This is a genomic window from Aeromonas sp. 82P (genome assembly GCF_051919365.1).
Taxonomy (GTDB): Bacteria; Pseudomonadota; Gammaproteobacteria; order Enterobacterales; family Aeromonadaceae; genus Aeromonas; species Aeromonas veronii.
Genome location: NZ_JBQBEV010000001.1, coordinates 3,896,903 through 3,918,835, shown reverse-complemented (window position 1 = coordinate 3,918,835; position 21,933 = coordinate 3,896,903). Strand labels below are relative to the sequence as shown.

At 57.6% G+C, this 21,933-nt stretch carries 9 protein-coding genes and 2 tRNA genes; 6 read left to right on the top strand and 5 right to left on the bottom strand.

What is annotated here, in order from left to right:
* Positions 1-214 precede the first annotated feature (214 nt).
* The gene (locus ACTG2S_RS17830; RefSeq protein WP_439983036.1) at positions 215-13,354 is read left to right on the top strand and encodes a retention module-containing protein; all 13,140 of its coding nucleotides are present in this window, start codon (positions 215-217) and stop codon (positions 13,352-13,354) included.
* A 73-nt stretch (positions 13,355-13,427) separates the two neighbouring features.
* On the opposite strand, the gene ACTG2S_RS17825 is transcribed toward ACTG2S_RS17830, so the two are convergent.
* Entirely contained in the window at positions 13,428-13,922 is a 495-nt protein-coding gene (locus tag ACTG2S_RS17825) for a hypothetical protein (RefSeq protein WP_005335330.1), read from the bottom strand.
* Between the two features lie 185 nt (positions 13,923-14,107).
* Between ACTG2S_RS17825 and ACTG2S_RS17820 the strand changes: the two genes are divergently transcribed.
* A complete protein-coding gene (locus tag ACTG2S_RS17820) occupies positions 14,108-16,063 on the top strand; it encodes a sensor domain-containing protein (RefSeq protein ID WP_429151223.1) in 1,956 nt (651 codons plus the stop codon).
* Between the two features lie 63 nt (positions 16,064-16,126).
* Here the strand turns inward: ACTG2S_RS17820 and rraB are convergent, their stop codons facing one another.
* On the bottom strand, positions 16,127-16,462 hold the full coding sequence (rraB, locus tag ACTG2S_RS17815) for a ribonuclease E inhibitor RraB (RefSeq protein ID WP_026034893.1): 336 nt from the start codon (positions 16,460-16,462) through the stop codon (positions 16,127-16,129).
* A gap of 265 nt (positions 16,463-16,727) precedes the next feature.
* On the opposite strand from rraB, the gene ACTG2S_RS17810 reads away from it, so the two are divergent.
* Both ACTG2S_RS17810 and ACTG2S_RS17805 read left to right on the top strand, forming a co-directional pair.
* A tRNA-Phe gene (locus ACTG2S_RS17810) sits at positions 16,728-16,803 on the top strand.
* Positions 16,804-16,807: 4 nt separating this feature from the next.
* Positions 16,808-16,883: transfer RNA gene (locus ACTG2S_RS17805), tRNA-Asn, on the top strand.
* Here ACTG2S_RS17805 and ACTG2S_RS17800 read toward each other — a convergent pair.
* Positions 16,862-17,137 (bottom strand): hypothetical protein, encoded by a 276-nt coding sequence (locus tag ACTG2S_RS17800; RefSeq protein WP_180993655.1) that lies wholly within the window; start codon positions 17,135-17,137, stop codon positions 16,862-16,864. The two genes, ACTG2S_RS17805 and ACTG2S_RS17800, sit on opposite strands and share 22 nt — an antisense overlap.
* Before the next feature lie 173 nt (positions 17,138-17,310).
* Between ACTG2S_RS17800 and ACTG2S_RS17795 the strand changes: the two genes are divergently transcribed.
* Positions 17,311-18,585 carry an alpha/beta hydrolase gene (locus ACTG2S_RS17795; protein ID WP_103250411.1) on the top strand — a complete coding sequence of 425 codons (1,275 nt, stop codon included), beginning with the start codon at positions 17,311-17,313 and terminating at the stop codon, positions 18,583-18,585.
* 350 nt (positions 18,586-18,935) lie between these two features.
* Entirely contained in the window at positions 18,936-19,661 is a 726-nt protein-coding gene (locus ACTG2S_RS17790) for a carbonic anhydrase (RefSeq protein ID WP_103250410.1), read from the top strand.
* An 87-nt stretch (positions 19,662-19,748) separates the two neighbouring features.
* Here the strand turns inward: ACTG2S_RS17790 and ACTG2S_RS17785 are convergent, their stop codons facing one another.
* Positions 19,749-20,657, bottom strand: coding sequence for a pseudouridine-5'-phosphate glycosidase (locus tag ACTG2S_RS17785; RefSeq protein ID WP_204477660.1), 909 nt, complete (start codon positions 20,655-20,657; stop codon positions 19,749-19,751).
* Entirely contained in the window at positions 20,651-21,742 is a 1,092-nt protein-coding gene (locus ACTG2S_RS17780) for a PfkB family carbohydrate kinase (protein ID WP_335838418.1), read from the bottom strand. Before ACTG2S_RS17780 ends, ACTG2S_RS17785 begins: the two co-directional genes overlap by 7 nt.
* Positions 21,743-21,933: the final 191 nt, after the last annotated feature.

Here is a 21,933-nt window from a genome sequence, read left to right as displayed (position 1 = left end):
GCATGCCTTGTCATGCTCTCGTCATCATTCTGTAATTTATTGATAATTTTGGTTTTTACCATTATCACAACCTGGTCTTACACACTTCTGTCTGGCTGAACAGTTCAGCCTCAAATCTCCCTATCCTTTCGAATTTTCGAGCTGGTTATTTTTGCCATGTGTATGCACAGTAAGTTGTGGCTTGTTGCATTCAAATCAGGATTCAGGAGAGAACATGATTACCAATGCCGTTACCTTGGAACAGGGCGTAACCGTAACCCAACTCAAAGGACAAATTTATCTGGTTGCTGCTGATGGCAGCCGGAAGCTGTTGGCTGAAGGTGATGTGCTGCCGAAAGGGGCGGTGATCATGTCGCCGGATGGCGCCAGTTTCATGGGGGGCGGACAGTCGTTCACTGTGCAACCGGCCAGCGAACAGAGTGAGCCTGCCGAAGAGGGGGATGCCCCCCAGTTGGCGCAAAACGGTGCTGCAGGTACTCCTGATGATATCAGTGCTCTGCAACAGGCCATTTTGGGTGGGGCTGACCCGACCCAGGCTTTTGAAGCCTCCGCAGCAGGCGGTGCGCCTGCTGCCGGCGGTGGCGGTATTGGGGGGGTCGCCGGTGCCAGTGGCAACGGTGGTTTTGTCACCATCGACCGTACCGGTGATGCAACCATTGCCGAAGCCGGGTTTGATACCGATAACCCCGCAGATACAGCCCCCATAGGGGATGCCCTTGGTGGTGAGGACGATATCCTGTTTGATGGCGTTCCACCATCCATCACCGTGAACGCCCCAGACAACACCAACGACACCACCCCGACCATTACCGGTACGACGGATGCCCCGGCGGGCAGTACCGTTACCCTGGTCGTGACCGATGCCAACGGCAACCAGCAGACCCTGACCGCCATCGTGCAACCGGGTGGCAGCTATAGCGTGGATGTCACTACCCCGCTGGCGGAAGGGAGCTACAAGGTGGATGCCAGTGTCACTGACCCGGCTGGTAACACCGGCACTGCGACCGACGATGGCAGTGTGGAGATTGATGACCCGGTCGATGCGGTAAACGATAGCTACGAGGTCAACGAAGATGGCTCGGTGAGTCTGAGCCTGCTGGCCAACGACAAGGCGCCGGATGGCGGGCTGAAGGTTGTCGCCATCAATGGTGTGGCGCTGACTGGCGGTGCCCAGAGCATCGCGGTCAAGGACGGGGTCGTGGAGATTGCCGCCGATGGCAGCATGACCTTCAAGCCGAGCAAGGATTTCAACGGTAACATCAGCTTTGACTATGAGGTCGAGGATACTGACGGCGATACCGACAGCGCCATCGTCAATATCACTGTCAACAACGTTGATGATCTGGTCGATGCGGTCGATGACGAGTACACCGTCAACGAAGATGGCTCGGTGAGTCTGAGCCTGCTGGCCAACGACAAGGCGCCGGATGGCGGGCTGAAGGTTGTCGCCATCAACGGTGTGGCGCTGACTGGCGGTGCCCAGAGCATCGCGGTCAAGGACGGAGTCGTGGAGATTGCCGCCGATGGCAGCATGACCTTCAAGCCGAGCAAGGATTTCAACGGTAACATCAGCTTTGACTATGAGGTCGAGGATACTGACGGCGATACCGACAGCGCCATCGTCAATATCACTGTCAACAACGTTGATGATCTGGTCGATGCGGTCGATGACGAGTACACCGTCAACGAAGATGGCTCGGTGAGTCTGAGCCTGCTGGCCAACGACAAGGCGCCGGATGGCGGGCTGAAGGTTGTCGCCATCAACGGTGTGGCGCTGACTGGCGGTGCCCAGAGCATCGCGGTCAAGGACGGGGTCGTGGAGATTGCCGCCGATGGCAGCATGACCTTCAAGCCGAGCAAGGATTTCAACGGTAACATCAGCTTTGACTATGAGGTCGAGGATACTGACGGCGATACCGACAGCGCCATCGTCAATATCACTGTCAACAACGTTGATGATCTGGTCGATGCGGTCGATGACGAGTACACCGTCAACGAAGATGGCTCGGTGAGTCTGAGCCTGCTGGCCAACGACAAGGCGCCGGATGGCGGGCTGAAGGTTGTCGCCATCAACGGTGTGGCGCTGACTGGCGGTGCCCAGAGCATCGCGGTCAAGGACGGAGTCGTGGAGATTGCCGCCGATGGCAGCATGACCTTCAAGCCGAGCAAGGATTTCAACGGTAACATCAGCTTTGACTATGAGGTCGAGGATACTGACGGCGATACCGACAGCGCCATCGTCAATATCACTGTCAACAACGTTGATGATCTGGTCGATGCGGTCGATGACGAGTACACCGTCAACGAAGATGGCTCGGTGAGTCTGAGCCTGCTGGCCAACGACAAGGCGCCGGATGGCGGGCTGAAGGTTGTCGCCATCAACGGTGTGGCGCTGACTGGCGGTGCCCAGAGCATCGCGGTCAAGGACGGGGTCGTGGAGATTGCCGCCGATGGCAGCATGACCTTCAAGCCGAGCAAGGATTTCAACGGTAACATCAGCTTTGACTATGAGGTCGAGGATACTGACGGCGATACCGACAGCGCCATCGTCAATATCACTGTCAACAACGTTGATGATCTGGTCGATGCGGTCGATGACGAGTACACCGTCAACGAAGATGGCTCGGTGAGTCTGAGCCTGCTGGCCAACGACAAGGCGCCGGATGGCGGGCTGAAGGTTGTCGCCATCAACGGTGTGGCGCTGACTGGCGGTGCCCAGAGCATCGCGGTCAAGGACGGGGTCGTGGAGATTGCCGCCGATGGCAGCATGACCTTCAAGCCGAGCAAGGATTTCAACGGTAACATCAGCTTTGACTATGAGGTCGAGGATACTGACGGCGATACCGACAGCGCCATCGTCAATATCACTGTCAACAACGTTGATGATCTGGTCGATGCGGTCGATGACGAGTACACCGTCAACGAAGATGGCTCGGTGAGTCTGAGCCTGCTGGCCAACGACAAGGCGCCGGATGGCGGGCTGAAGGTTGTCGCCATCAACGGTGTGGCGCTGACTGGCGGTGCCCAGAGCATCGCGGTCAAGGACGGGGTCGTGGAGATTGCCGCCGATGGCAGCATGACCTTCAAGCCGAGCAAGGATTTCAACGGTAACATCAGCTTTGACTATGAGGTCGAGGATACTGACGGCGATACCGACAGCGCCATCGTCAATATCACTGTCAACAACGTTGATGATCTGGTCGATGCGGTCGATGACGAGTACACCGTCAACGAAGATGGCTCGGTGAGTCTGAGCCTGCTGGCCAACGACAAGGCGCCGGATGGCGGGCTGAAGGTTGTCGCCATCAACGGTGTGGCGCTGACTGGCGGTGCCCAGAGCATCGCGGTCAAGGACGGGGTCGTGGAGATTGCCGCCGATGGCAGTATGACCTTCAAGCCGAGCAAGGATTTCAACGGTAACATCAGCTTTGACTATGAGGTCGAGGATACTGACGGCGATACCGACAGCGCCATCGTCAATATCACTGTCAACAACGTTGATGATCTGGTCGATGCGGTCGATGACGAGTACACCGTCAACGAAGATGGCTCGGTGAGTCTGAGCCTGCTGGCCAACGACAAGGCGCCGGATGGCGGGCTGAAGGTTGTCGCCATCAACGGTGTGGCGCTGACTGGCGGTGCCCAGAGCATCGCGGTCAAGGACGGGGTCGTGGAGATTGCCGCCGATGGCAGCATGACCTTCAAGCCGAGCAAGGATTTCAACGGTAACATCAGCTTTGACTATGAGGTCGAGGATACTGACGGCGATACCGACAGCGCCATCGTCAATATCACTGTCAACAACGTTGATGATCTGGTCGATGCGGTCGATGACGAGTACACCGTCAACGAAGATGGCTCGGTGAGTCTGAGCCTGCTGGCCAACGACAAGGCGCCGGATGGCGGGCTGAAGGTTGTCGCCATCAATGGTGTGGCGCTGACTGGCGGTGCCCAGAGCATCGCGGTCAAGGACGGAGTCGTGGAGATTGCCGCCGATGGCAGCATGACCTTCAAGCCGAGCAAGGATTTCAACGGTAACATCAGCTTTGACTATGAGGTCGAGGATACTGACGGCGATACCGACAGCGCCATCGTCAATATCACTGTCAACAACGTTGATGATCTGGTCGATGCGGTCGATGACGAGTACACCGTCAACGAAGATGGCTCGGTGAGTCTGAGCCTGCTGGCCAACGACAAGGCGCCGGATGGCGGGCTGAAGGTTGTCGCCATCAACGGTGTGGCGCTGACTGGCGGTGCCCAGAGCATCGCGGTCAAGGACGGGGTCGTGGAGATTGCCGCCGATGGCAGCATGACCTTCAAGCCGAGCAAGGATTTCAACGGTAACATCAGCTTTGACTATGAGGTCGAGGATACTGACGGCGATACCGACAGCGCCATCGTCAATATCACTGTCAACAACGTTGATGATCTGGTCGATGCGGTCGATGACGAGTACACCGTCAACGAAGATGGCTCGGTGAGTCTGAGCCTGCTGGCCAACGACAAGGCGCCGGATGGCGGGCTGAAGGTTGTCGCCATCAACGGTGTGGCGCTGACTGGCGGTGCCCAGAGCATCGCGGTCAAGGACGGGGTCGTGGAGATTGCCGCCGATGGCAGCATGACCTTCAAGCCGAGCAAGGATTTCAACGGTAACATCAGCTTTGACTATGAGGTCGAGGATACTGACGGCGATACCGACAGCGCCATCGTCAATATCACTGTCAACAACGTTGATGATCTGGTCGATGCGGTCGATGACGAGTACACCGTCAACGAAGATGGCTCGGTGAGTCTGAGCCTGCTGGCCAACGACAAGGCGCCGGATGGCGGGCTGAAGGTTGTCGCCATCAACGGTGTGGCGCTGACTGGCGGTGCCCAGAGCATCGCGGTCAAGGACGGGGTCGTGGAGATTGCCGCCGATGGCAGCATGACCTTCAAGCCGAGCAAGGATTTCAACGGTAACATCAGCTTTGACTATGAGGTCGAGGATACTGACGGCGATACCGACAGCGCCATCGTCAATATCACTGTCAACAACGTTGATGATCTGGTCGATGCGGTCGATGACGAGTACACCGTCAACGAAGATGGCTCGGTGAGTCTGAGCCTGCTGGCCAACGACAAGGCGCCGGATGGCGGGCTGAAGGTTGTCGCCATCAACGGTGTGGCGCTGACTGGCGGTGCCCAGAGCATCGCGGTCAAGGACGGGGTCGTGGAGATTGCCGCCGATGGCAGCATGACCTTCAAGCCGAGCAAGGATTTCAACGGTAACATCAGCTTTGACTATGAGGTCGAGGATACTGACGGCGATACCGACAGCGCCATCGTCAATATCACTGTCAACAACGTTGATGATCTGGTCGATGCGGTCGATGACGAGTACACCGTCAACGAAGATGGCTCGGTGAGTCTGAGCCTGCTGGCCAACGACAAGGCGCCGGATGGCGGGCTGAAGGTTGTCGCCATCAACGGTGTGGCGCTGACTGGCGGTGCCCAGAGCATCGCGGTCAAGGACGGGGTCGTGGAGATTGCCGCCGATGGCAGCATGACCTTCAAGCCGAGCAAGGATTTCAACGGTAACATCAGCTTTGACTATGAGGTCGAGGATACTGACGGCGATACCGACAGCGCCATCGTCAATATCACTGTCAACAACGTTGATGATCTGGTCGATGCGGTCGATGACGAGTACACCGTCAACGAAGATGGCTCGGTGAGTCTGAGCCTGCTGGCCAACGACAAGGCGCCGGATGGCGGGCTGAAGGTTGTCGCCATCAACGGTGTGGCGCTGACTGGCGGTGCCCAGAGCATCGCGGTCAAGGACGGGGTCGTGGAGATTGCCGCCGATGGCAGCATGACCTTCAAGCCGAGCAAGGATTTCAACGGTAACATCAGCTTTGACTATGAGGTCGAGGATACTGACGGCGATACCGACAGCGCCATCGTCAATATCACTGTCAACAACGTTGATGATCTGGTCGATGCGGTCGATGACGAGTACACCGTCAACGAAGATGGCTCGGTGAGTCTGAGCCTGCTGGCCAACGACAAGGCGCCGGATGGCGGGCTGAAGGTTGTCGCCATCAACGGTGTGGCGCTGACTGGCGGTGCCCAGAGCATCGCGGTCAAGGACGGAGTCGTGGAGATTGCCGCCGATGGCAGCATGACCTTCAAGCCGAGCAAGGATTTCAACGGTAACATCAGCTTTGACTATGAGGTCGAGGATACTGACGGCGATACCGACAGCGCCATCGTCAATATCACTGTCAACAACGTTGATGATCTGGTCGATGCGGTCGATGACGAGTACACCGTCAACGAAGATGGCTCGGTGAGTCTGAGCCTGCTGGCCAACGACAAGGCGCCGGATGGCGGGCTGAAGGTTGTCGCCATCAACGGTGTGGCGCTGACTGGCGGTGCCCAGAGCATCGCGGTCAAGGACGGGGTCGTGGAGATTGCCGCCGATGGCAGCATGACCTTCAAGCCGAGCAAGGATTTCAACGGTAACATCAGCTTTGACTATGAGGTCGAGGATACTGACGGCGATACCGACAGCGCCATCGTCAATATCACTGTCAACAACGTTGATGATCTGGTCGATGCGGTCGATGACGAGTACACCGTCAACGAAGATGGCTCGGTGAGTCTGAGCCTGCTGGCCAACGACAAGGCGCCGGATGGCGGGCTGAAGGTTGTCGCCATCAACGGTGTGGCGCTGACTGGCGGTGCCCAGAGCATCGCGGTCAAGGACGGAGTCGTGGAGATTGCCGCCGATGGCAGCATGACCTTCAAGCCGAGCAAGGATTTCAACGGTAACATCAGCTTTGACTATGAGGTCGAGGATACTGACGGCGATACCGACAGCGCCATCGTCAATATCACTGTCAACAACGTTGATGATCTGGTCGATGCGGTCGATGACGAGTACACCGTCAACGAAGATGGCTCGGTGAGTCTGAGCCTGCTGGCCAACGACAAGGCGCCGGATGGCGGGCTGAAGGTTGTCGCCATCAACGGTGTGGCGCTGACTGGCGGTGCCCAGAGCATCGCGGTCAAGGACGGGGTCGTGGAGATTGCCGCCGATGGCAGCATGACCTTCAAGCCGAGCAAGGATTTCAACGGTAACATCAGCTTTGACTATGAGGTCGAGGATACTGACGGCGATACCGACAGCGCCATCGTCAATATCACTGTCAACAACGTTGATGATCTGGTCGATGCGGTCGATGACGAGTACACCGTCAACGAAGATGGCTCGGTGAGTCTGAGCCTGCTGGCCAACGACAAGGCGCCGGATGGCGGGCTGAAGGTTGTCGCCATCAACGGTGTGGCGCTGACTGGCGGTGCCCAGAGCATCGCGGTCAAGGACGGGGTCGTGGAGATTGCCGCCGATGGCAGCATGACCTTCAAGCCGAGCAAGGATTTCAACGGTAACATCAGCTTTGACTATGAGGTCGAGGATACTGACGGCGATACCGACAGCGCCATCGTCAATATCACTGTCAACAACGTTGATGATCTGGTCGATGCGGTCGATGACGAGTACACCGTCAACGAAGATGGCTCGGTGAGTCTGAGCCTGCTGGCCAACGACAAGGCGCCGGATGGCGGGCTGAAGGTTGTCGCCATCAACGGTGTGGCGCTGACTGGCGGTGCCCAGAGCATCGCGGTCAAGGACGGGGTCGTGGAGATTGCCGCCGATGGCAGCATGACCTTCAAGCCGAGCAAGGATTTCAACGGTAACATCAGCTTTGACTATGAGGTCGAGGATACTGACGGCGATACCGACAGCGCCATCGTCAATATCACTGTCAACAACGTTGATGATCTGGTCGATGCGGTCGATGACGAGTACACCGTCAACGAAGATGGCTCGGTGAGTCTGAGCCTGCTGGCCAACGACAAGGCGCCGGATGGCGGGCTGAAGGTTGTCGCCATCAACGGTGTGGCGCTGACTGGCGGTGCCCAGAGCATCGCGGTCAAGGACGGGGTCGTGGAGATTGCCGCCGATGGCAGCATGACCTTCAAGCCGAGCAAGGATTTCAACGGTAACATCAGCTTTGACTATGAGGTCGAGGATACTGACGGCGATACCGACAGCGCCATCGTCAATATCACTGTCAACAACGTTGATGATCTGGTCGATGCGGTCGATGACGAGTACACCGTCAACGAAGATGGCTCGGTGAGTCTGAGCCTGCTGGCCAACGACAAGGCGCCGGATGGCGGGCTGAAGGTTGTCGCCATCAACGGTGTGGCGCTGACTGGCGGTGCCCAGAGCATCGCGGTCAAGGACGGGGTCGTGGAGATTGCCGCCGATGGCAGCATGACCTTCAAGCCGAGCAAGGATTTCAACGGTAACATCAGCTTTGACTATGAGGTCGAGGATACTGACGGCGATACCGACAGCGCCATCGTCAATATCACTGTCAACAACGTTGATGATCTGGTCGATGCGGTCGATGACGAGTACACCGTCAACGAAGATGGCTCGGTGAGTCTGAGCCTGCTGGCCAACGACAAGGCGCCGGATGGCGGGCTGAAGGTTGTCGCCATCAACGGTGTGGCGCTGACTGGCGGTGCCCAGAGCATCGCGGTCAAGGACGGGGTCGTGGAGATTGCCGCCGATGGCAGCATGACCTTCAAGCCGAGCAAGGATTTCAACGGTAACATCAGCTTTGACTATGAGGTCGAGGATACTGACGGCGATACCGACAGCGCCATCGTCAATATCACTGTCAACAACGTTGATGATCTGGTCGATGCGGTCGATGACGAGTACACCGTCAACGAAGATGGCTCGGTGAGTCTGAGCCTGCTGGCCAACGACAAGGCGCCGGATGGCGGGCTGAAGGTTGTCGCCATCAATGGTGTGGCGCTGACTGGCGGTGCCCAGAGCATCGCGGTCAAGGACGGAGTCGTGGAGATTGCCGCCGATGGCAGCATGACCTTCAAGCCGAGCAAGGATTTCAACGGTAACATCAGCTTTGACTATGAGGTCGAGGATACTGACGGCGATACCGACAGCGCCATCGTCAATATCACTGTCAACAACGTTGATGATCTGGTCGATGCGGTCGATGACGAGTACACCGTCAACGAAGATGGCTCGGTGAGTCTGAGCCTGCTGGCCAACGACAAGGCGCCGGATGGCGGGCTGAAGGTTGTCGCCATCAACGGTGTGGCGCTGACTGGCGGTGCCCAGAGCATCGCGGTCAAGGACGGGGTCGTGGAGATTGCCGCCGATGGCAGCATGACCTTCAAGCCGAGCAAGGATTTCAACGGTAACATCAGCTTTGACTATGAGGTCGAGGATACTGACGGCGATACCGACAGCGCCATCGTCAATATCACTGTCAACAACGTTGATGATCTGGTCGATGCGGTCGATGACGAGTACACCGTCAACGAAGATGGCTCGGTGAGTCTGAGCCTGCTGGCCAACGACAAGGCGCCGGATGGCGGGCTGAAGGTTGTCGCCATCAACGGTGTGGCGCTGACTGGCGGTGCCCAGAGCATCGCGGTCAAGGACGGGGTCGTGGAGATTGCCGCCGATGGCAGCATGACCTTCAAGCCGAGCAAGGATTTCAACGGTAACATCAGCTTTGACTATGAGGTCGAGGATACTGACGGCGATACCGACAGCGCCATCGTCAATATCACTGTCAACAACGTTGATGATCTGGTCGATGCGGTCGATGACGAGTACACCGTCAACGAAGATGGCTCGGTGAGTCTGAGCCTGCTGGCCAACGACAAGGCGCCGGATGGCGGGCTGAAGGTTGTCGCCATCAACGGTGTGGCGCTGACTGGCGGTGCCCAGAGCATCGCGGTCAAGGACGGGGTCGTGGAGATTGCCGCCGATGGCAGCATGACCTTCAAGCCGAGCAAGGATTTCAACGGTAACATCAGCTTTGACTATGAGGTCGAGGATACTGACGGCGATACCGACAGCGCCATCGTCAATATCACTGTCACCCCAGTGAACGACGCGCCTACTACCTCCGGTGGTTATGCCCAGGGTGAAGAAGATATGCCGCTTACTTTGAAGTGGAGCGACTTCAAGGCTAGCGATGTCGATACTGCTGCGGACAAGTTGTCGATCAAGATCACCTCGCTGCCGGCGGACGGAGTGCTGCAGTACAAGGATGACGACGGTAACTGGAAGGCTGTGGCGATAGATCAGGTATTTACTAAGGCCGATATCGTCGCTGGCAGGCTGCAGTTCAAGCCTGATCCGCATGAGGCGAGCGGGTCGGCGGATAGTGGCGCAGGTTCAGGTGGGGTTGGCAACAAGCTGGGGGATTATGCATCGTTCGGCTATCAGGTGAGCGACGGGGTAAACAACAGCGGTAATGCGACCTTTGTGGTCGATATCAAGCCGGTGGTCGACGGCGTGACGCTCAAGGTTGAGCTGGTGAGTGGCGGGTTTGTGCCGGGCGCGGTGAAGGTAGAACAGATTCTATCCGACCTAGCTGGCAAGACGCCGTCTGATAAGCCGACCGCTGGCGATGATTATCTGGTTTCCAAAGATGGCAGCTGGGTCTTGGGCGGTGACGGCAAAGACACCATCAAGTACGGTAGTGGCGACCACTTCTCGGCAGATGGCGGTTCTGGCAATGACATTCTGATCGGCGGTGGCAGTGTCACTGACCATCTGATCGGTGGTGACGGGGACGACATCCTGATCGGCGGCAAGGATACGGCATCCTCGGTCACTCTGGATGGTGGAGCAGGCAACGATACACTGATTGCGCAAAGCCTGAAGGCGTCCACGACCTATTACGGTTGGGACGGGAAAGATGTGGCCTATGTCCCTGGCTCAATGAAGGATTTTCAGCTGGTGATGGGCGGTTCGCCAAATCAATTTGATTATCGACTGATTTATACAGGTACCAATGCTGGGTCCAACAGACCCTTCCATGATTTTTACAGTGTTGAGACTCTTTACCTGCAAGATGGCAAGTATGAGTTCAAGAATGGCAATCTGACTAAAGTAGCTGATCTGGCGACCTTGAAGGTTGATGTCGACCTGAAAGATACCGACGGCAGTGAGCGCTTTACCGATCTGACCATTACCGGCTTGCCGACTGGAGCCGTGGTGCAAGGCGGCAGCCTGCAGGCCGACGGCAGCTGGAAGGTGCCGGCCAGCATGCTGGATCAAGACGGGAAAGTGTCGCTGCAGGTGGAGTTGCCGACCGGTAGCGAGAACCTCAAGGTGACGGTCAAGGCTGGCTCGCAAGAGTATGAGATGGATGGCCTGCCGATAGCCGGTGAAGTGAAATATACCGAAGCGGATACCGGCTTTATGGTCAAGCCCACTAACCCGAATGGGGACAATGGTACGTCAGACAAACCTGTCGAGGGTGGGCGTGGTGATGATGTATTGCTGGGAGATATAGGTGGTATCAAGACCTCGGTTGAACCGGGTAAAAACTACAATATCGCCCTGATTGTAGATACATCAGGCAGTATGAAATTTGGCCTGGATGGAAGGGAAAACCCGCCTGCAGGTCAGGACAGAATGACCTTGACGATTAACGCCCTGAAAGCGTTGGCCAATCAGCTGGCAGGCCATGATGGTGTCGTTAACGTGACGCTCATTGGCTTTAGTAACTCGGCGAGTTCGCTGTTGACGATTAACGACCTGTCGAAGAGCGGTAAAGAAAAACTGCAGGATTTTATCGACAAGCTTAGCTCGTTGAAGGCCAACGGGGCGACCAACTACGAGGATGCCTTTATCAAGGCTGCCGCGTGGTTCAACAGCCAGCCGGGCAGTGGCAGCGGGAAAACGTTCGAGAACCTGACCTACTTCCTGACTGACGGTAACCCGACGGTTTATAACGGGGATACTTCGGGCAGTGGTGGCGATACCGACAATATCGATATGCAGAAGGCCATCGATGCTTTTGCGAATCTGTCCGGCCAGAGCGAGGTCAAGGCGATCGGCATCGGCACTGGCGTGACCCAGGGGAACCTGGCGTATTTCGACAATACCAAGGTGGTCGGTTCTGGCAGTAAATATGAGAACGCTCAGTTGCTGAATGATTTTTCCGGCAATACGGGGCCGTGGAGCGCGAGTAGCTGGAGCAATACCGGCGATAGCTCGGGGAGTGTCACAATGGTCGGTAGTCGGCTGGAGTTGAAAGATAGTGCGAAAAATCAAGCGTCAGTATTTGTCAGCGAAAAAATGACATTGGTGGCTGGTAGCGGTCTGCGCTTCGACCTTGGCAAGGGTAGTGATGTCGGCTCCGAAGACAGTTTCTCGGTGCAGCTGCAACACTGGAACGGCACTGCCTGGGTGAATGTTGGTGCCGCGGTGACCTCAGCGGGGACAATCAACAGCGGTGCGCTGGCTGCGGGTGATTACCGTTATGTTTTTACCATAAACGAGTGGGGAAACTCAGGAACGGCTACCCTGACGATCGATAATTTGATTAAGGTGATGGACGGGCGCCCGCCGGTTGGCCAACCCGATATCATCACCACGGCAGATCAGCTTAAGGCTGTGCTGGTTGGCAGTTCGACCACCAACACGCCTGCTGAGGTGGGGAATGATGTTCTGCACGGTGGCGCGGGCAACGATATCCTGTTCGGGGATGCCATCAATACCGATCACCTGCCGTGGGGCACGGCTGGCAACCCGGCCAAGCCGGCAGATTGGGTTGATGGCAAGGGACTGGATGGGCTGACCCAGTTCCTGACCTTGAAAAACGGTTATGCACCCAGCTCCCTTGAGCTTTACGAGTACATCAAGGGGAATGCCAACTCATTGGATGTGGCGGGCGATACCCGAGGGGGGAACGACAAGCTGCAAGGTGGCCTTGGTGACGATATCCTGTTTGGCCAGGGTGGCAACGATGAGCTCTATGGGAATGATGGCAAAGATATCCTTTATGGCGGCACTGGCAGTGACAAACTGTATGGTGGTTTGGGTAACGACATTCTGACTGGCGGAGAAGGTAAAGATTTCTTCGTATGGAATCAGGGTGATGCTAGTGCCAGCAATCTTGCCGTTGATGTCATTACTGATTTTAACAAGACGGCCAATAATACTGTCGACTTGAATCAGAAAGATGTTATTGATCTGAGTGACCTGCTTGACTCTGATGGAAGTAAGAGTGAAGCATCTCTGAAAGGACTGCTCTCAATCTTTGAAGAGAGCGGCAATGTTCGTTTGGAAGTGAGAGATGACACAAATGATCATAACTTGATTCAAACAATAGTGTTGGAAGGTCACTCTTTTGCCTCGCTGACAGGCAATACATATACGGATAAGAGCCAAGCCGGCCTGGTCATCGACTATATGTTGCTGAACAATATGCTGGAGATCGACAAGCCTCATGGCTAAAACGAGCAGACAGCAGAAAAGCAAAAGCGGCAGAGCAATCTGCCGCTTTTTTTATTTTTGCAGGGAAGCGAAATCAGTTGCCGAGGGTGGCGAACAGGCTCTGCTCCAGGGTGCCGCGGGAGACGCAGACCGGCTTGATGGACGGGGCCGGTACGCGCTCGCCTGAGGATTCAACGAAGAACAGCTCGGTGTTGCCCTTGACGTTGACGGTGGCCACGCTGCTGTTACCGCTCTGGGTGATGATCAGGTTGATCTGCAGGTTCGGGTTGCCCAGTGCAACTTTGGAGCCCATGGTGCCGCAGTCCAGCCACTCCAGCCCGTCGGCTGACTGATTGACGTTGGCGGTCATCAGGCCGGAGCCACGCTGGCTGTTTTCGATGGTGAGGCCGTGATCGGTGAACCACTTCTCGGCACGAGCCCACACCAGATCCACCGGGATCGCCATTTCCTGAGTGTTGTTGGTTGCCTTGGCAATTGGCGGGTTGTAGCGATACTCCTCACCGCCGTTATTGTCACCAGCACAACCAACCAGCAGCAGCGCCAATGCGCTCCCCATAATCTTTTTCATCTTGTTTCTCTCGTCCATATCACCAGGCCATTGGCCAACCGGCGCCTATTATCGCCGGAGCGACAATCTCTGTCAGCAACCATCCAGCGTTCGATGTTATGGGGAGGTGATCGGGGTGCTTTACAAAATTGGTTTGCTATCATAGATTTGCTCGAAATTCCTCCATAAGCACCCCTGTGACCAACATGCTCACCCCGGATCTGCTGCAGCAGATCATCGACCAATTGCCAATGAGTATCTTCTGTCGAGATAGTCATGGGCGTTACCTGTTCGCCAATCGTGAGTTCGCCCGTGAAGCCAAGCTGGAGTCGCCTGCCGAGGTAGTCGGCAAGACAGATGCAGATATGCCATGGGGCGATCTCTTTCGCAGTGAGGATGAGCAGCTGCTTGCCGGAGGCGTGCCGATGCTGTATCAGCAGCTTCATTGCAACCGGGGCGGGAATACCTGCTGGATGGAGGTGCACAAGGTGCCTCTTTACACCCCGCAGGGGGAAGCTTGCGCAGTGTTCGGCGTGGTTAACGAGATTGCCCAGCGCAAAAGTCTTGAACAGACGGTCAAAAAGCAGCAGTTGTTGCAGCGTTTTCTGCTCGATGCCATTCCTGACCTGATCCGTTTCGATGATCACAACGGGGTGTTGCTGGAGTGCAATCAGGCGTTTCTCGACTTTATCGGCCATGGGGCCGATGAGGTGCTGGGTCAGCAGCTGCCGTTCCGGTTGGCGGCGCCGCAGGGGATGGGTCATGGCGAGTGTTGTCTGCTGGATGCCAGCGGGCAGGGGCGACACATGGAGATCACCCGGGTCGATGTCCCCGATGGTGATGGTCACTCTCTCGGGATCCTGACGCTGGGGCGTGACATCACCGGCCTGCGCACCACTCAGGCGCAGTTGCAGCAGGAGCAGCACTACGACAGTCTGACCGGACTGCTCAAACTCTCCCGGTTCTTGCAGACCAGCCGCCATCTTGGGGGACGCTGTGCCACATTGGTGCTGGTCGATCTGCACCATTTTCGTGAGATCAACGATCGCTTCGGGATCCGGATTGCCGACCGCTTGCTGAGCCAGGTGGCCAAGCGGTTGCAGCAGCTGGTACCGCCGCGTTCCCTGCTCTGTCGGGTCGCTGCCGATGACTTCAGCCTGTTGTTGCCCGACTTCAACGAGCCATTGCAGGGGTGGAGCCAGCATCTGCAGCAGCAGTTGATGGAGCACTATCAGGTGGAAGATCACCGCATCCAGATCCCGGTGTTTCTGGGGCTGGCCCAGGGGCGGGCAAGCGATGCCGAACGGTTGCTCAGTCATGCCGAGGCTGCGCTGGCGCAGGGAAAACGGCAGCAGCAGTACTGCACCCTGTTTGATCCCGAGCTGCATGCCCGGCTCAAGCGGCGTCAGCTGATCGCCGCCCAGTTGCCACTCGCCATCAAGTCCGCCCAGCTGGTTGCCGTCTATCAGCCCATTATCTGTACCCGCACCCACCGACTGCACGGCGCCGAGCTGCTCTGTCGCTGGCCCCATCCCGAGCTTGGGATGATCTCCCCCGACGAATTCATTCCGTTGGCGGAAGAGATGGGGATCATCGGTCAACTGGGTCAGTTGATGCTGGAGCAGGGCTGTGCCCAGCTGGCGCAGTGGCAAACTGCGCAGCCGGATATGGTGCTATCCATCAACCTCTCGCCGCTGCAGTTCCGTGATCCGGCGCTCTGTGAGCGGGTCTCTGCCTGCATCGCTCGCCATGGTCTCAAGGCCAGTCAGCTGGAGCTGGAGATCACCGAAGGGGTACTGATGGAGAATGCAGACGAGATTGAGACCAACCTCGACAACCTGATCGCCGCCGGTTTTCAGCTGGCCATCGACGACTTTGGTACCGGTTACTGTTCGCTGGCCTATCTGCCGCGTTTGCAGGTGGCGACCCTCAAGCTGGATCGCAGCTTCACTCAGGGGCTGGCCAGCAATAGCGCGACCACCGCTATCGTGCGTTCAGTCATCGGGTTGGGCCATGAGCTCGGGATCCGCATCACTGCCGAAGGGGTAGAGACACCCGAGCAGCAGTTGTGGCTGACCGAGGCGGGGTGTGATCGGTTACAGGGCTATCTGTTCAGTCGCCCCCTGCCGCCGGCGGAGTTTGCTGCCAGCTATCTGGCGTGAGAGATCGTCAGAAACAACAAGGCCACCGCAAGGCGGCCTTGTTGTTTTACGATGGAGGCAGGATCAATCCTGGAAGTAGGTGCCCCAACCATCGTAATCCACCCCATATTTTTCCAGGATGGGCAGCATCTTGGCGATATCGGCGACGATCGCTTCGACATTCAGTTTGCACTCGATGGTGGCATCGAAGCAGAAGATGGTGGCGCCGTCATCCAGTTCCATCTCTTCGGCATCGGTCACTTCAAAACCGGCCTTGAACAGGTCAACCGCTGCTTTTTCCAGACGGTCGAAATCCTGGCAGGCGAAGTGGTGCTCGATGTCGTAATCCGCATCGGGATTACTGCCATCGGCCAGCAGTTCGTTGACGATCTCGGTGGTCTCATCACGCCACTCTTGCATATTCAGACTCATGTTGCCTCCAGGCGGTATCATTGCGGCAAAGCATACTCGCAGAGTGGATTCGGCTCAATGCGGCGGACCCACTGAACCTCGAGTTTCCATCATATTGGCGCAGCCTGCAGGGTGTTCAGAGGCCAGCAAGTACGGCAAACAGGACTGAAATGGATAATAAATGGCCGCTTCGTTCGGTTGTTGAGCGAACGCGCTTTTTATCGTGCCATCATGGTTGACACTCTGCGCTGGAAAGGGTTTAATGCGCGCCGTTGCCCAGATAGCTCAGTCGGTAGAGCAGGGGATTGAAAATCCCCGTGTCGGCGGTTCGATTCCGTCTCTGGGCACCATAATTCCTCCTTAGTTCAGTCGGTAGAACGGCGGACTGTTAATCCGTATGTCACTGGTTCAAGTCCAGTAGGAGGAGCCAAATTCGAAAAGCCCGCTCAATCGAGCGGGCTTTTTCATTTCTAGTTGCTGTTGCATGCTGCCAAAAAGAGCGTTGCGCCACAGGTGGCACTGAACAGCAGCATTCCGGTCTGCAACATGCTGCCAGGGCATGGCTTCTTCTCTCTTTTTCTGGCCCTGATCCACTTCGGTTTTATCACATTCCCTTATCCACTTTTGTCGGCCTGAATGGCTGCACTCCTGTGCAGGCGAGCCATCTTTGTTGAATGGCGCCATGGCGTCAATCTCCCCCGCAAAACAATTAATTCAGCACCGTTGAAGAGCGGCTTGTCTGGTGATGTTTCGGCCTTTAAGCCATTGTTAACATTTTGGAAAACTGGAGTGACCCTGTGGCCGGGCGGGGATATGATGGGGTCAATGATGTTCCCATCCTGACGGAGAGATCCCAGATGAACAGCCCCTTGAGCTATGTACTGGATAGCATTCATTGCGAGCCGCACTTTTTTACTGTTCCCCTCGATCATGATGAGCCGGATGGCGACAGCATTACCCTGTTTGCCCGCACCCTCTGTCGTAAAGACAAGCTCGATGAGAAGTTACCCTGGCTGCTCTTTTTGCAGGGCGGTCCCGGTTTCGGCGCGCCGCGTCCGACGGCCAACAGTGGCTGGCTCAAGCGGGCGTTGCAGGAGTTCAGAGTGCTGCTGCTGGATCAGCGTGGCACCGGGATGTCGAGCCCCATTCACGGGCATAGTCTGGCCAAAATGACCCCAGCCGAGCAGGCGGAGTATCTCGGCCATTTTCGCGCCGACAGCATAGTGCAAGATGCCGAGTTCATCCGGCAGGAGCTTAGTCCCAAGCATCGCTGGAGCCTGCTGGGGCAAAGTTTTGGCGGTTTTTGCTGCCTGACCTATCTCTCGCTTTTCCCCGATAGCCTGCGGGAGGTCTATATCACCGGCGGCATTGCGCCGATTGGCCGCAGTGCCGAGGAGGTTTACCGCGCCACCTACCAGAGGGTGGCTGACAAGAACCGAGCCTTCTTCGCCCGCTTCCCCCATGCTCGGGGGATTGCCAGCCGGCTGGCCAACCATCTGCACCAGCATGATGTGCGACTGCCCAACGGCCAGCGCCTGACGGTGGAGCAGTTCCAGCAGCAAGGGCTGGATCTCGGTGCTACGGGGGCTTTCGAGGAGCTTTATTACCTGCTGGAAGAGGCCTTTATCGGTGACAAGCTGAGCCCGGCCTTTCTCTATCAGGTGCAGAGCATGCAGCCATTCAATACCAACCCGCTGTTTGCCATCCTGCACGAGGCTATCTACGCCGAAGGGGAGGCGACTCGCTGGGCGGCGGAGCGGGTCAGAGGGGAGTTTCCTGCGGTGAACTGGGCGCCTGGCAAGGATTTCGCCTTCACCGGCGAGATGGTTTACCCCTGGATGTTCGAGCAGTTCCGCGAGTTGCTGCCCCTGAAAGAGGCGGCCCATCTGCTGGCCAACAAGGCGGACTGGGGGGCGCTCTATGACCCGGCCCAGCTGGCCCGCAACAAGGTGCCGGTAGCATGCGCCGTTTATGCCGAGGATATGTATGTGGAGTTTGACTACAGTCGCGAAACTCTGCGTGGTCTTGGCAACAGTCGCGCCTGGATCACCAATGAGTATGAACACAACGGTTTGCGTGCCGATGGTGAGGCGATTCTTGATCGTCTGATCGCGTTGAATCGCGACCGTTAATTGCCGTTATCGGCAACCATCGCGGGGGCCCGGACTCCCGCGATGGTTGTGATGGATGGTTGTTATGAAAGCGTGACACCCTGAACCTTGACCCGTATCCGCCAGACGATGAGTGGATAGCAGGCTGATTAATTTCCCCCTCTTTCACTGTCTCTGTCGATCCCTCACCATATACTTGCCAAACGACTCTGTATTGAGCCGCGGTCAAACCGATTGACCAACCCGTGCTCGTTACCATTAGAAAGTCGCTCTGATGTTCTGTATCCCGCGTATCAGATATGCCATCTCTGCATGCCCCGCAATCCGGGGGAGGCGATGGTCGTGCTTTTCAATCAAGATAAGGATGTATGATGAGAAAGTTTCTGTTGGTCTGCTCCCTGTTGCTGTGCCCTGTCGTGTTTGCTGCGACCTCCCATTGGGAATATAGCGGTGAGGCGGGACCTGCCCACTGGGCCAAGCTGACCCCGGAGTTTGGTCAGTGTGCGGGCAGCAATCAGTCGCCGGTTGACCTGAGCGGATTGGTCGAGGCTAAACTGGCCCCGCTGGTACTCCACTATCAGGCGGGTGGCAATACAGTGGTCAACAACGGTCATACCGTGCAGGTCGGTTATGCCCCGGGTAGCACCTTGCAACTCGATGGCACCACGTTTGAACTCAAGCAGTTCCACTTCCACGCCCCGAGTGAGAACCTCATCGAGGGCAAATCCTATCCGCTGGAAGGGCATCTGGTACACGTCAGTGACAAGGGAGAGATCGCCTTGGTGGCGGTGATGTTCGAGGCTGGCAAGGCCAATCCGGTGCTGGCGGCTGCCTGGAGTGCATTACCGGCCAAGGTGGGGGAGACCCAGGCCCTCAAGGCGCCGCTCGCTGCGGAGCAACTGCTGCCCGAGAGTCGTGACTACTATCGCTTCAGCGGTTCCCTTACTACGCCTCCCTGCTCGGAAGGAGTGCGCTGGCTGGTGATGAAGCAGCCGGTCGAGGTCAGTCAGGCCCAGATCGACGCCTTCAAGGCGGTGATGCACCACCCCAACAACCGGCCGGTGCAGCCCCTCAATGGGCGCGTGGTGCTGCAATAACACAGCGTTGCAATAGCGCAGTAGATAGCAAAAACAACAAAGAGGGCCGCGAGGCCCTCTTTTACATGGCGAGGTATCGGTGTGCGCTCAGAGGCTGGCGGCGATCCGGGCGCCAAGTGCCGCGTTGTTCAGTACCAGCTGGATGTTGGCCGCCAGCGAGTTGCCGCCAGTCAGCTCGCAGACGCGTGCCAGCAGGAAGGGGGTAGACGCCTTGCCCTTGATCCCCTGCTCGTCCGCTTCATGGAGCGCCCGGGCAATGGCTGCGTCGATATCGGCTTTCGGCATGGCGTGTGCGGTCGGGATGGGGTTGGCCACCACGGCGCCGCCCGCCAGTCCCAGCTCCCACTTGAGGCGCAGCGCCTCGGCGATGGCAGCCGGACTCTCCAGTCGATAATCAACCTTGAAGCCGCTCTCGCGGGTGTAGAAGGCGGGCAACTCTTCGGTCTGATAGCCGATCACCGGCACCCCTTGCGTCTCCAGATACTCCAGAGTCAGCCCGATATCGAGAATTGATTTGGCCCCGGCACAGACTACGGCCACCGGCGTTTGCGCCAGCTCCTGCAGATCGGCCGAGATATCGAAGGTCTCCTGCGCGCCGCGATGTACCCCGCCAATGCCACCGGTGGCAAAGACCCGGATCCCCGCCATGGCGGCGATGATCATGGTGGAGGCGACCGTGGTGGCTCCCATCCCCTTGCGCGCCAGTACGAACGGAATGTCGCGGCGGCTGCACTTGGTCACGCTGTGGCCTGCCCGGCCCAGCGCTTCCAGCGCACCGGCATCAAGACCCACCTTGAGGCGGCCGTCGAGGATGGCGATGGTGGCCGGAATGGCACCGTTATCGCGCACCACCTGCTCCACCTGACGGGCCGTCTCCACGTTCTGCGGATAGGGCATGCCGTGGGAGATGATGGTGGATTCGAGGGCGACCACCGGTTTGCCAGCGGCCAGTGCGGCAGCCACTTCCGGTTGGATATCGAGGTAAGCGTTCAGCATGAGTACTCCTCCAGTATGCGGTCAACGGCGGTCTTGCTCAGACCGGAAAAAACGGTATCGGAACAATTGACGGTGAGGGCGGCGCAGCCCAGGGCAAAGCGGGTGGTTTGGGCAATATCGAGCTGTTGCAGCCAGGCGTGGGCGAGGCCAGCCATAAAGGCATCCCCGCCGCCGGTGACGTTGAGCACCGGACTGCCCAGCACCGGCAGGTGGCCCTGCTGCTCGCCATCGCTGTAGAAGATCCCCTGTTCACCCAGACTGAGGAACAGTCGCTTGACCCCGGCGCGGTGGAACCAGGCGGCCACCATGGGCCAGGTTTCGGGCCCGGCGATGGTCATGCCGCACAGCTGCTCGGCTTCGCTTCGATTGGGTTTGAGGGTGTGGATCTTGCTGAGCCAGGGGCGGATCTTCTCCACCTTGGCCACCGAAACGGTATCGACAAAGATGGCGTGCTCTCCCTGCCGCTCGAACAGCCAGTCGAGGGTATGGATGGCCAGATTGGTGTCGAGCACCCAAAGCCGGGCACCGCCGAGAAAGCCTGCGAGGGGGGTCAGGCGGGCAGGGGTGAGCTGCTCTATGATGGCCATGTCATTGATGGCGCAGCTCATTTCGCCGCTGCCATCATGCAGGCTGAGATAACAGGAGGTGGCGTGGCCATCGAGCACCAGAGTCTGGCGCACATCGACGCCAGCCCGCTGGCTCACTTCCAATAGATGGTGGCCATACTGGTCGTTGCCGACTGCGGTCAGCAGCCGGGTATCACTGCCGAGCCGCGCCAGATTCTCGGCGATATTGCGGCCAACACCACCGGCCGAGGTGCGCACTTTGCCCGGGTTGGAGTCGCCGAGCAACAGGTTGTCATAGCTGGTACCGCAAATATCCATATTGGCACCGCCGATCACCACTACGTAGGGGCCCTCTCGCAGTACATAACCTCTGCCTTGCACATATCCCTGCCGGATCAGGCTGGAGATGTGGCTGGCCAGCGCGGAGCGGCTGATGCCGAGGCGATCGGCCAGCTCCTGCTGGGCAATCATGGGATCCTGACGCAGCAGGGCGAGGATCTCTTGTTCACGCTCAGTCATAGACAAACATCCATTTGCAAACGTTTGTCCATTATTGCCGGGAAACGTTTGCTGGCTATCGGCTTGTGCAAAATTTGTTGGCTTGCGCACAAAAAATCGACACTCAAAGCTGGGTTGGCAAGCGGTCTAGCCGGGGAGGGGACTTTTAACGGGTCGGTGGCCCTGCAACGGCTTATAATGGCCGCCGCAAG

Coding starts and splice junctions, on each gene's coding strand:
- ACTG2S_RS17780 (WP_335838418.1), bottom strand. CDS start 21,742: ATGACTGAGCGTGAACAAGAGATCCTCGCCCTGCTGCGTCAGGATCCC.
- ACTG2S_RS17790 (WP_103250410.1), top strand. CDS start 18,936: ATGAGAAAGTTTCTGTTGGTCTGCTCCCTGTTGCTGTGCCCTGTCGTG.
- ACTG2S_RS17785 (WP_204477660.1), bottom strand. CDS start 20,657: ATGCTGAACGCTTACCTCGATATCCAACCGGAAGTGGCTGCCGCACTG.
- rraB (WP_026034893.1), bottom strand. CDS start 16,462: ATGCAAGAGTGGCGTGATGAGACCACCGAGATCGTCAACGAACTGCTG.
- ACTG2S_RS17825 (WP_005335330.1), bottom strand. CDS start 13,922: ATGAAAAAGATTATGGGGAGCGCATTGGCGCTGCTGCTGGTTGGTTGT.
- ACTG2S_RS17795 (WP_103250411.1), top strand. CDS start 17,311: ATGAACAGCCCCTTGAGCTATGTACTGGATAGCATTCATTGCGAGCCG.
- ACTG2S_RS17820 (WP_429151223.1), top strand. CDS start 14,108: ATGCTCACCCCGGATCTGCTGCAGCAGATCATCGACCAATTGCCAATG.
- ACTG2S_RS17830 (WP_439983036.1), top strand. CDS start 215: ATGATTACCAATGCCGTTACCTTGGAACAGGGCGTAACCGTAACCCAA.
- ACTG2S_RS17800 (WP_180993655.1), bottom strand. CDS start 17,137: ATGGCGCCATTCAACAAAGATGGCTCGCCTGCACAGGAGTGCAGCCAT.